Origin of the sequence: Delftia sp. DT-2 (assembly GCF_028401915.1) — a bacterium.
Taxonomy (GTDB): Bacteria; Pseudomonadota; Gammaproteobacteria; order Burkholderiales; family Burkholderiaceae_C; genus Comamonas; species Comamonas tsuruhatensis.
Window position 1 is genome coordinate 49803 of sequence record NZ_JAQOTI010000020.1, and the last position, 12057, is coordinate 61859.

5 protein-coding genes are annotated in these 12057 nt (G+C 67.7%); all 5 read left to right on the forward strand.

Annotated features, from left to right (window positions below; translation table 11 throughout):
* Positions 1–92 precede the first annotated feature (92 nt).
* The 5 genes from PO605_RS27235 to paoC all read left to right on the forward strand — a co-directional run bounded on the left by PO605_RS27235 (position 93) and on the right by paoC (position 12002).
* Positions 93–2168, forward strand: coding sequence for a hypothetical protein (locus PO605_RS27235; protein WP_047470273.1), 2076 nt, complete (start codon positions 93–95; stop codon positions 2166–2168).
* A 177-nt stretch (positions 2169–2345) separates the two neighbouring features.
* On the forward strand, positions 2346–7901 hold the full coding sequence (locus PO605_RS27240; protein ID WP_231574375.1) for a DNA repair ATPase: 5556 nt from the start codon (positions 2346–2348) through the stop codon (positions 7899–7901).
* A 246-nt stretch (positions 7902–8147) separates the two neighbouring features.
* Positions 8148–8792, forward strand: a complete 645-nt coding sequence (gene paoA / locus PO605_RS27245; protein WP_047470280.1) for an aldehyde dehydrogenase iron-sulfur subunit PaoA — start codon at positions 8148–8150, stop codon at positions 8790–8792.
* The gene (locus PO605_RS27250; protein WP_272207192.1) at positions 8789–9739 is read left to right on the forward strand and encodes an FAD binding domain-containing protein; all 951 of its coding nucleotides are present in this window, start codon (positions 8789–8791) and stop codon (positions 9737–9739) included. The genes paoA and PO605_RS27250 overlap by 4 nt, the downstream gene beginning before the upstream one ends.
* Before the next feature lie 4 nt (positions 9740–9743).
* A complete protein-coding gene (paoC, locus tag PO605_RS27255) occupies positions 9744–12002 on the forward strand; it encodes an aldehyde oxidoreductase molybdenum-binding subunit PaoC (protein ID WP_047470284.1) in 2259 nt (752 codons plus the stop codon).
* Positions 12003–12057 lie beyond the last annotated feature (55 nt).

The following is a 12057-nucleotide window of genomic DNA, read 5'->3' on the forward strand; positions in this document are numbered from 1 at the left end:
TTGATTCCCATTGGCCCGGGCGCCCGTGCGGCGGGCGCGGCCTTTGCGTTTTTCAGCGTTTTCACAGATAGCAATTCACAGGGGAGATTCGCATGAACATGAGCAACATGGAGTGGTACATCGTCGCCGGGGTGGTGATCGGTTCCGTCTTCGTCGTCATCCTCGGGCTGTTCGCCCTGGTCAAGGCCTTCTACATCAAGGTCCCGCAGGGCACGGCACTGATCATCAACGACACCACCTCGCAGCCCAAGGTCAAGTTCACGGGCGGCCTGGTGCTGCCGGTGATCCACAAGAAGGAATTCATGCAGATCTCGCTGCTGACGCTGGAGATCGACCGGCGCGGCAAGGAAGGCCTGATCTGCCGCGACAACATGCGCGCCGACATCACCGTGGCCTTCTACCTGCGGGTCAATGAAACGGCCGAGGACGTGCTCAAGGTGGCCAAGGCCATCGGCGTGGACCGGGCCTCGGACAAGACGGCCGTCAACGACCTGTTCAACGCCAAGTTCTCCGAGGCGCTCAAGACCGTGGGCAAGCAGATCGAGTTCGTGAAGCTGTTCGAGAACCGCCAGGATTTCCGCGACCAGATCATCCATGTCATCGGCAACGACCTCAACGGCTATGTGCTGGAGGACGTGGCCATCGACTATCTGGAGCAGACTCCCAAGTCCTCGCTGGACCCCAACAACATCCTGGATGCCGAAGGCATCCGCAAGATCACCGAGCTGACGGCCAACCAGAACATCGTCACCAACGAGCTCGAGCGCAACTCCGACCTGGCCATCACCAAGAAGAACGTGGAGACCAAGGAAGCCATGCTGGCGCTGGAGCGCCAGCAGGCCGACGCCGAGGCCCGCCAAAAGCGCGAGATCGCCACCATCCAGGCGCGCGAGCAGGCCGAGACCCAGAAGGTGCAGGAAGAAGAGCGCCTGAAGGCCGAGCAGGCCCGCATCCAGACCCAGGAGCAGCTGGACATCCGCGAGGAAAATCGCCAGCGCGAAGTGGCTGTGGCCCAGCAAAACCGTGAGCGTGCGGTGGTGATCGAGGTCGAGAAGGTCACGCGCGCCAGGGAGCTGGAGATCGTGGCCCGCCAGCGCGAGGTGGAGCTGCAGCGCATCGAGAAGGAAAAGGCCATCGAGGTCGAGAAGGCCAACATCGCCAACGTGGTGCGCGAGCGCGTGGTGGTGGAAAAGTCCGTGGCCCAGGAAGAGGAACGCATCAAGGAAGTGCGCGTGGTCTCCGAGGCCGAGCGCATGAAGCAGGTCACCGTGCTGACTGCCCAGGCCCAGGCCGAGGAAGACCTGGTGCGCCAGGTCAAGAAGGCGGAGGCCGAAGAGGCCGCCTCGCGCCACAAGGCCGTGGAAGTCACGACCATGGCCCAGGCCGAGCTGGAAGCGGCCAGCAAGACCGCCGAGGCCAAGAAGAAGCTGGCCGAGGCCATCGAGGTCGAGCGCGCCGCGCCCGGCCTGGCCGATGCCAAGGTGCGCGAAGTCACGGCCGCCGCCCTGGAAAAGGAAGGCCTGGCGCAGGCCAGGGTGATCGCCGAGAAGATGATGGCCGAGGCCAAGGGCCAGCAGGAAAAGGGCCTGGCCGAGGCGCGCGTCATCGAGGCCACGGCCGACGCCAACGAAAAGCAGGGCCTGGCCGATGCCAAGGTGCTGGAAGAGCGCCTGCTGGCCCAGGCGCGCGGCGAGGCCCAGGTGGGCGCGACCAAGGCCTTGGTCACCCGCGACGTGGGCACGTCCGAGGCCGATGTGCTGCGCGACAAGCTCTTCGCCGAGGCCAAGGGCCTGACCGAAAAGTTCACCGCGCTGGCCTCGCTGTCCGACCAGGCGCGCTCGCATGAGGAGTTCCGCATGCAGCTGGAGAAGAACTTCGAGCAGGCGCTGGCCGCCATCGAAGCCAACAAGAGCGTGGCCAAGGACCAGTCCGAGGTGCTGTCGGCCGCGCTCAGCAAGGCCAACATCGACATCGTGGGGGGCGAGGGCGCTTTCTTCGACAACTTCGCCAAGGCGCTGTCCGTGGGCAAGGCCGTGGAAGGCGTGGCGGGCAAGAGCCCCATCGTGCAGGACCTGATCGGCAAGTTCCTCAGCGGCAAGGACGGCGCATCGCTGCTCAACGCGCTGGGCGACGGCAAGGGCCTGCCGCCCACGCAGAGGGTCGACTGAACGGTCGATTCAACGGCCGACTGAACGGGGCGGCCGCCCGGCCGCTCCCTCCGCCGGCTGCCCAGCCTCCCGCATCCCTCCCGCATCCGCCTTCGTCTTCGCCTGCCTGCCCGCCCGTCTGCCGGCCGGCGGGGAAAGGCGTGAATGGTCCCTGACACGCGAAAGCCCGTGACGCCCATGTCCCAACCGTCCCCATCGTCCACACCGTCCACACCGTCCTCACCGCCCCTCTCCCCCGACACTGCCGCCTCCGCCGTGGACCAGGCAGTCGCCAGCGGCGGCTCCTACGAAGTGCTGGCCAAGCGCCTGGACGGCCAGGGGCAGGCGCTGGAGGCGCTGGTGCGCCAGCTCAACGAGGAGCGGCTGGAGGAATTCGGCCGCAGCCAGATGGAAGTCATCGGGCGCATGCGCGTGCGCACCGAAAACAACTGCCTGGGCCGCGACATCGCCCAGGTCGGCGGCTACCTGCTGTTCGGCTACAACGTCTTCATGGGCCTGAAGCAGTCCACGCGCGTGGAAGACGTGTTCGGCCTGTACCGCCTGCACGAGGGAGAGCAGGGCTACGAAGTCACTCCCGTGGACCTCAAGGACAGTTTCCTGGGCATACAGAGCTTCGTGCAGGACTTCCAGGAGCTGTACGCCTACTACAAGAACACGCGGCTGATGCAGCTGGCCGTGCGCGACGGCAAGCTGCTGGCGAGCTTCCAGATCGGCGAGCGCCTGTCCGATGTGCGCGTGTTCCGCTGGTCCGTGCCCGTGGACGGCCAGCCCATACGCTACATAGACAACCGCGGCGAGCGCGACATCGAACTGCCTGCGCCCCATGACTTCGAATGGCAGCGCGCCGGGCGCGAGCAACTCGTGCAGGGGCGCCACCCGCACATCAACGTGCTGGACAAGGTCTTCGTCGAGACCCTGGGCGGCACGCTGACCATCAAGGTCGAGAACAACACCAACGACGGACTGGGCATCTACAGCGAGCCCGTGCAGGAGAAGAACCAGTCGCTGGACGACGCCGTGTTCGAGTACGCCGCCGTCGGCAGCCTGATCCTGCTGAAGATCCTGCCCTACCGCGAAGAGCAGTGGCGCTACCTGATCTTCAACACCGTCTCCCGCCAGGTGCTGCGCATGGATGCCATCGGCGCGGCCTGCATCCAGCTGCCGCAGGACCACGGCATCATCTTCCCGGGCGGCTACTACCTGCAAAGCGGGGAGAACCGCTCGTTCGAGCAGAACATGCAGGGCATGCGCTACCGGCGCAGCATCCGGTCGCCCAACGGCGAGGACGTGCTCTACGTGTTCTACGAGCCCGAGAGCGGGCGCATGGCGCTGTTCAAGTACAACCTGATCGAGCGCGCCCTGCAGCCGCCCATCATCGGCCACGGCCATGCGCGCATGGACGACGGGCGCATCGTCATCTTCGCGGCCGAGAGCAACGAAGCCTCGCGCGTGCACCCCATGCAGGTCTGGCGCACGCCCTTCGCCTCGGACGACTACGCGGCGCGCCAGCCGCAGCGCGACAGCTTCCTGGGCCGCATCGGCAATGCCGAGCTGGTCAGCGGCATCTCGGACCTATACAGCGTGTGCAAGGAAATCGCGGCCACCGAGGTCTCGCTGCCGCGCTACGAGCGCCTGATCGACGCCGCGCGCCGCCTGTTCGAGCGCTACCACTGGCTGGGCGCGCCGCAGCTCAAGGGGGTGCACGAGACCCTGCTGGGCATCGTCGCCACGGGTGATGCGGTCATCGACGAGTACGAAAAGGTCGAGAGCATCCGCAATGCCTCGGCCAAGGCCATGGGCGAGGTGTCCGGCCGCCATGGCCGGTTGCTCAAGCAGTTGCGCCTGGCGGACTGGAAGGGCATTGGCGAATACGTGGATGCGCTCACCCAGCTGGGCCAGCTGCGCGGCCAGCTCATGGCCACGCGCGACCTGCGCTATGTGGACCAGGCCGCCATCGACACCATGGTGCAGGGCGTCAACGAGGCCCAGGCCGATGTCTCCCAGCGCACGGCCGCCTTCATTGCCACCGACGAGGCCATGCAGCCCTATGCCGATCAGCTGCAGGCGCTGGACCAGGCTGCGCAGGCGGCAGCCACGGTGGCGCAGATCAACGAGCCGCTGGCGCGCATGACCGACATGGCGGCCGCGCTGGACATGCTGTCCGAGCTGATGGGCAGCCTGTCCATCGACGACGCCACGCAGCGCACCCAGGTGGTGGACCGCATCTCGGCCGTCTACGCGCGCCTGAACCAGGTGCGTGCACGCGCCGAGCAGCGGCGGTCGGGCCTGGGTGGCGCCGAGAACGTGGCCCAGTTCGCGGCCCAGCTGGCGCTGTTCTCGCAAAGCATCGTCAGTGCCCTGGGCCTGGCGCAGACGCCCGAGAAATGCGACGAGCAGCTGGCGCGTCTGCTGGTGCAGCTGGAGGAAATCGAAAGCCGCTTCGGTGAGCACGAGCAGTTCCTTGGCGACATCATGGCCAAGCGCGAGGAGGTGCTGGAGAGCTTCGAGGCGCGCCGCCAGTCGCTGCAGGACGAGCGCCAGCGCAAGGCGCAAGGCGTGCTGGACGCGGCCCTGCGCATCGTGCAGAGCCTGCCCAAGCGCACCGAGAAACTGGCCAGTGCCGACGCGCTGCATGCTTTCTTTGCAGGCGATCCGCTGATCGGCAAGCTCAAGGAGTTGTCCCAGCGCCTGCGAGAGCAACTGCACGACCCGGTCAAGGCCGACGATATCGACGGCCGCGTCAAGAACCTGCGCGACCAGGCGTTTCGCGCGCTGCAGGACCGCAGCGAGCTGTACGAAGGCGGCGGCGCCATCATCCGCCTGGGCCGCCACCGCTTCAGCGTGGGCAACCAGGAACTGGACCTGACCCTGCTGCCGCGCAACGGCGCACTGTTCCTGCACCTGGTCGGCACCGAGTATTTCGAGCCCGTGGACAATCCCGAGCTGGCCGCTTTGCAGGCCTACTGGGATGCCTCCACGCCGGCCGAATCGGCAGACTTCTATCGCGGTGAATACCTGGCCCTGGAAGTGGTGCAGGCCGCACGCCAGCGCCGCGACGGCTGGAGCGAGGCCCGGCTGGCCCAGTTGCTGCCCGACGAGGCGGCACTGACCCAGGCCATCCGCGAATTCTCCGCGCCGCGCTACCGCGAAGGCTATGAGCGCGGTATCCACGACCATGATGCGGCCCGCATCCTGCAGGTACTGCTGCCCCTGCGCGATGCCGCCGGCGTGCTGCGCTTTGCGCCCCACGCCCGTGCGCTGGCCCTGCTGTTCTGGAGCGCACATGCCCAGGTGCAGCAGCCGCAGCTGGCTGCCGCCATGGCGCAGTGGCCGCTGCGCGCCCAGCAGGCCCAGGCCATGCAGCAGATGTTCGGCAGCGAGGCCGAGCAGCTGAGCCTGCGCGCCGACATTTCCGAGCGCCTGCGCGCCTATGCCGACGAGCGGGGCCTGCTGCGCGACCTGCTGCCAGGACAGGCGGCGTCCGCAGACAGCGATATCGACAGCCTCATCCACGGCGCCGCCGACTATCTGCAGGCCGAGCTGGCGCAAAAGGCCGTGCGCTTTTCCTTCTCCAGCTACAGCCAGTCGGCCATTGCCGCACTGCAGGCCGCCGTGCAGCAGCAGGCCCAGCCGCTGCAGCGCTGGGAGGAAATGCAGGCCTACTGGCAGGGCGAGGACCGGCACGACAAGCCTTTGGCGCCGCTGGACCAGCGCTGGCGCAGCGCGCTGCACTGGCTGCAGACCGCCTGTCGCGCGCTGGACGACGGGCAAGGGCAGGCCTGGCTGGCCTATTGCGGCGAAGCCGCCGCCTGGCTGTGCTGCGCCGGCCCACTGCCCTGCAAGGTCAGCAATGTGGACCTGCGCCATGAAGTGCCGGGCCTGCTGGGCCAGCATCCGCGCATTGCGGACGGCCGCATGTGGCTGCAGATCGACGACCTGGGCCAGCGCGCCGCGCGCCATTTCCGCAGCTTTGTCCCCGAATTCGGCCGCTACCAGGCGCTGCGCCAGCAGCTGCTGCAGGACTGGCGCTCGCGCGTGCGGGTGGACGAATTCAAGGCCCGGCCGCTGTCGTCCTTTGTGCGCAACCGGCTCATCAACGAGATCTACCTGCCCGTGATCGGCGACAACCTGGCCAAGCAGATCGGCGTGGCTGGCGAGAACAAGCGCACGGACCAGATGGGGCTGCTGATGATGATCTCGCCGCCCGGCTACGGCAAGACCACGCTGATGGAGTACGTGGCCAACCGCCTGGGCCTGATCTTCATGAAGATCAACGGCCCGGCGCTGGGCCACTCGGTGCGCTCGCTGGACCCGGCCCAGGCGCCGGACGCCACGGCGGCCAAGGAGCTGGAAAAGCTCAACCTGGCGCTGGAGATGGCCAACAACGTGATGCTGTACATCGACGACATACAGCACACGCACCCCGAGTTCCTGCAGAAATTCATCTCGCTGTCGGACGGCACGCGCCGCATCGAGGGCGTGTGGAAGGGCCAGACCCGCACCCACGACATGCGCGGCAAGCGCTTTTGCGTGGTCATGTCGGGCAATCCGTACACCGAGTCGGGCGAGGTCTTCAAGATCCCCGACATGCTGGCCAACCGTGCCGACATCTACAACCTGGGCGATGTGCTGGGCGGCATGCAGGAGGTGTTCAAGCTCAGCTATATCGAAAACAGCATGACCTCGAACGCCGTGCTGGCGCCGATGGCCACGCGCAGCTTGCAGGACCTGTACCTGCTGCTGGACAAGGCGCAGGGCAGGGATGTCTCGGGCAACGCGCTGTCGCACGACTATTCATCGGCCGAACTGCGCGAGATCGAGGCCGTGCTGGCCCGCATGGTGCAGGTGCGCGAGCTGGTGTTCAAGGTCAACCAGCAGTACATCCAGAGCGCCGCGCAGGACGACGGCTACCGCACCGAGCCGGCCTTCAGGCTGCAGGGCAGCTACCGCAACATGAACAAGCTGGCCGAAAAAATCACCCCGGTGATGAACGACCAGGAAATGCAGCAGATGCTGGCCGACCACTACCAGGGCGAAGCGCAGATGCTGACCACGGGCGCCGAGGAGAACCTGCTCAAGCTCGCCGAGCTGCGCGGGCAGATGAGCGACGAGGACAGCGCCCGCTGGCAGCAGATACGCCAGCAGTTCCTGCGCCGCCAGGCCGCAGGCGGCGCCAATGCCGACGCCGCCACGCGCGTGACGGCGCAGCTGGTCGATCTGGTCGCCGCCACGCGCGAGGTGGCCCAGTCGGTGGCCCAGCCCCAGCAGCAGGCGATGCAGGAAGGCGCCGCTGAACAGTCCCAGCTCCTGCAAGCGCTGCAGGCACTGCTGGCCCGGCTGCTGCAGACGCAAAGCGCCGCAGGCGACTCGCTGCACGGCATACGCGAGCTGATGGCGCAAAGGGCGGCCAGCGAGCCCGCCAGCACCCAGGCCGGCACCCCGTCGGAGGTGCAGGCCGCCCAGGACCGTCAGGCCCTGGTCCACATGCTGGGCCAACTGCTGACCCGGTCGCTGGCCCAGTCCCTGGAACCCGTGGTCACGCACCTGGACCAGGCCCGCCGACAGCAGCTGGGCCTGCACCGCGTGCTGATGCAGGTGGCCACGCGCATGCAGGAGCAGATCGACGCCCAGCGCGCGGGCCGTCCCGTGCCGGCTGCGGGCGCCATACGCTCCGAGGAAATCGACAAGGCCTTCGAGCGCATGCAGCGCGGCGACATGCCGCCTGCGGCCTAGGCGCAGCGCCGGGGCCGGGGCCGGGGGAGGGCCCATCGGCAAAGGCTGGGGCGCCTTGCTGGCGCTGCCTTTGCATGGGCCGGGGGCCCTCGCACGTCTGCATGCGCTGATCCGTCATCGGACAACCCGATGTCCCGGACGTTGGACCATCACCTACAACCCGGGGCGCGTCCCGAACCGATGCTTGGAGTGGCGTGTTCGCAGCAGTGTGCACGCCCCACGAAGAGCCAACACGATGGACGCCCCATGGAACACAACTCCCAGCTTTCCGTTTCGCGCAGGGACCTGCTGATTGCAGGTGCCTCCACGGCTGCGGCAACGGCCGTGCCTCGATCGGCCGGCGCGCAAGTGCAGCCTCCCTCCATCCCCGAAGGGGTCCAACTGCCCGTCACCCTGCAGGTGAACGGCCAGGAACACCGCCTGGACCTGGACACCCGCACCACGCTGCTCGACGCCTTGCGCGAGCATCTGCACCTGACCGGCACCAAGAAAGGCTGCGACCATGGCCAGTGCGGGGCCTGCACGGTGCTGGTGAATGGCCGGCGGGTGGTGTCCTGCCTGAGCCTGGCCGTGATGAACCAGGGCGCCGCCGTGACCACCATCGAAGGCCTGGGCACGCCGCAATCCCCGCACGCCATGCAGGCCGCCTTCGTGCGGCACGACGGTTTCCAGTGCGGCTACTGCACGCCGGGGCAGATCTGCTCTGCCGTGGGCATGCTCGACGAGATCCGGCAAGGCATGCCCAGCCATGCCAGCGAAGACATCGTTGCCCAGCCCCTGGTGTCGGCCCATGAACTGCGTGAACGCATGAGCGGCAACCTGTGCCGCTGCGGGGCATATTCCAACATCGTCGATGCAATCACCGAAGTGGCAGGGGAGGGGCGGACATGATTGCCTTCACCTACGAACGCGCCCAGTCCCCCGCGCAGGCTGCCGCCGCCGTGGCGGCCCGGCCGGGCGCCCGCTTCATCGCCGGGGGCACGAATCTGCTGGACCTGATGAAGCTGCAGATAGAAACCCCCGTGCATCTGGTCGATGTCAACGGCACCGGCATGGATACCGTGGAGCCCACCGCGCAGGGCGGGCTGCGCATAGGCGCGCTGGTGCGCAACAGCGACCTGGCCGCCCATGCGCGCGTGCGGCGTGACTACGGCGTGCTGACCCGCGCCCTGGTGGCCGGTGCCTCGGGCCAACTGCGCAACATGGCCACCACAGGCGGCAATCTGCTGCAGCGCACGCGCTGCCCGTATTTCTACGACACCAATATGCCGTGCAACAAGCGCGTGCCGGGCAGCGGCTGTTCGGCCATTGCCGGCGTGAGCCGCCAGCATGCGGTGATCGGCGGCAGCGAGGCCTGCATTGCCACCCATCCCAGCGACATGGCCGTGGCGCTGCGCGCGCTGGACGCCACGGTGGAAACCGTCCAGGCCGACGGCAAGGCCCGCGTCATCCCCATTGCCGACTTCCACCGGCTGCCCGGCAGCACGCCGCATGTAGAGACGGCCTTGCAGGCCGGCGAACTGATCACCTCCGTCACCCTGCCGCCGCCGCCGGGCGGCACGCACATCTATCACAAGGTGCGTGACCGTGCCTCCTATGCCTTTGCGCTGGTGTCGGTGGCCGCCATCGTGCAGCGCGACGGCAGCGGGCGCGTGGCCCTGGGCGGCGTGGCGCACAAGCCCTGGCGAGTGGAGGCGGCCGAAGCGTTGATGCCGCAGGGCGCCAAGGCCGTTGCCGACCGCCTGCTGGCAGGCGCCCGGCCCACGCACGACAACGCCTTCAAACTCACGCTGGCCGAGCGCACGCTTGCCTCCTTGCTGGACCAGGCCAGGAACTGACGCCATGAAATTCGACACCCCCGCAACGGTCAACCCCATTGACCAGCTAAAGACTATCGGCCAGCCGATGAACCGCATCGACGGCCTGCTCAAGACCACCGGCACGGCGCCGTATGCCTATGAACGGCATGACGTGGTCCAGCACCCGGCCTATGGCTATGTGGTGGGCTCGGCCATCGCCAAGGGCCGCATCCGCAGCATCGGGCTGGCGCAGGCAAGCCGCGCGCCCGGCGTGCTCGCCATCGTCACCGCACAGAACGCTGGCAAGCTGGGCCAGGGCAAGATGAACACTGCGCCGCTGCTGGCAGGCCCCCAGGTGGCCCACTACCACCAGGTCGTGGCACTGGTGGTGGCGGAGACCTTCGAGCAGGCGCGTGCCGCGGCGCAATTGGTGCAGGTGGACTACGAGCCGGTGAACGGCGCCTATGACCTGGCCAAGGCCAAGGACTCCGCCGTGCCACCCGACAGCATCAATGGCGATGCGCCGGACACGGCCATTGGCGATTTCGAAGGCGCCTTCGCTTCGGCCGCCGTGAAGGTGGACGCCACATACACCACGCCAGACCAGTCGCACGCCATGATGGAGCCCCATGCCACGCTGGCCGCATGGAAGGGCGACCAGCTCACGGTATGGACCTCGAACCAGATGATTGCCTGGGGGCAGGGCGAGCTGGCAAAGACGCTGGGCATTCCCAAGGACAAGGTGCGCCTGGTCTCGCCATTCATTGGCGGCGGTTTTGGCGGCAAGCTGTTCCTGCGGGCCGATGCACTGCTGGCCGCGATGGGGGCCCGCGCGGCAGGCCGGCCCGTCAAGGTCGCACTGCAGCGCACGCTGATGGCCAACAACACCACGCACCGCCCGGCCACCATCCAGCGTGTGCGCATCGCGGCAGGGCAGGACGGCAGGATCGCCGCCATCGGCCACGAAAGCTGGTCGGGCGACCAGCCCGGAGGATCGGCGGACGGTGCCGTGGACCAGACCCGCCGCATGTATGCCGGCACCCATCGCATGACCGCCACCCGCCTGGCCGTGCTGGACCTGCCCGAGGCCAATGCCATGCGCGCCCCCGGCGAAGCCACGGGGCACATGGCCCTGGAGGTTGCCATGGACGAGCTGGCGGAAAAGCTCGGCATCGATCCCGTGGAGCTGCGCATCCGCAACGACACCCAGGTGGTGCCGGACAGCGGCAAGAAGCCGCAACCCAAGGCGAAGGAGGGCACCCCTGCCCAGGAGCACAAGCCGTTTTCCCGCCGTGAGTTCGTGCAGTGCCTGCGCACGGGCGCCGAGCGGTTCGGATGGAGCCAGCGCAATCCCCAGCCGTCCCAACGACGCGAAGGGCGCTGGCTGATCGGCCTGGGCATGGCCGGCGCCTACCGAGGCGCCCCTGTCATGAAGTCCGCCGCCCGCGTGCGCCTGGACAGGCAGGGCATGCTCACCGTGGAAACCGACATGACCGACATCGGCACGGGCAGCTACACCATCATTGCCCAAACGGCGGCCGAGATGCTGGGCCTGCCGCTGCAGCAGGTGCGCGTGCGGCTGGGCGACTCCGGCTTTCCCGTGTCTGCCGGTTCGGGCGGGCAATGGGGTGCGGCCAGTGCCACCTCCGGCGTCTATGCCGCCTGCGTGAAGCTGCGCGAGGCCGTGGCGCGCCAGCTGGGTATGGACCCGGCGACGGCCGAATTCGCGGATGGGCATGTGCAGGCGGGCGGCAAGCGCCGGGCTCTGGCCAGCGCTGTCGGCGACGGCGACGGCGACCTGACGGCCGAGGATGCCATCGAATTCGGCGTGCTCGACAAGAAGATGCAGCAGTCCACCTTTGGCGCCCACTTCGTGGAGGTCGCCGTGGACGCATTCACCGCCGAGGTCCGCGTGCGCCGCATGCTGGCCGTTTGCGCGGCCGGCCGCATCCTCAATCCCAAGACGGCCCGCAGCCAGGTCATCGGCGCCATGACCATGGGCGTGGGCGCTGCCCTGATGGAGGAGCTGGCCGTGGACACGCGCCTGGGCTTGTTCGTCAACCACGACCTGGCGGGCTATGAGGTGCCCGTGCATGCCGACATCCCGCACCAGGAAGTGATCTTTCTGGACGAGGTCGATCCCATGGCCTCGCCCATGAAAGCCAAGGGTGTGGGCGAGCTGGGCATCTGCGGCGTGAGCGCGGCCATTGCCAACGCCATCTACAACGCCACTGGCGTGCGGGTGCGCGATTACCCGATCACGCTGGACAAGCTGCTGGCAGGACTGGGGAGGCTGGCATGAGAGGGCACTGCACCTGAGGTTCAGCGTCTACTTTTCTCCGAGCTGGACGCCCAAG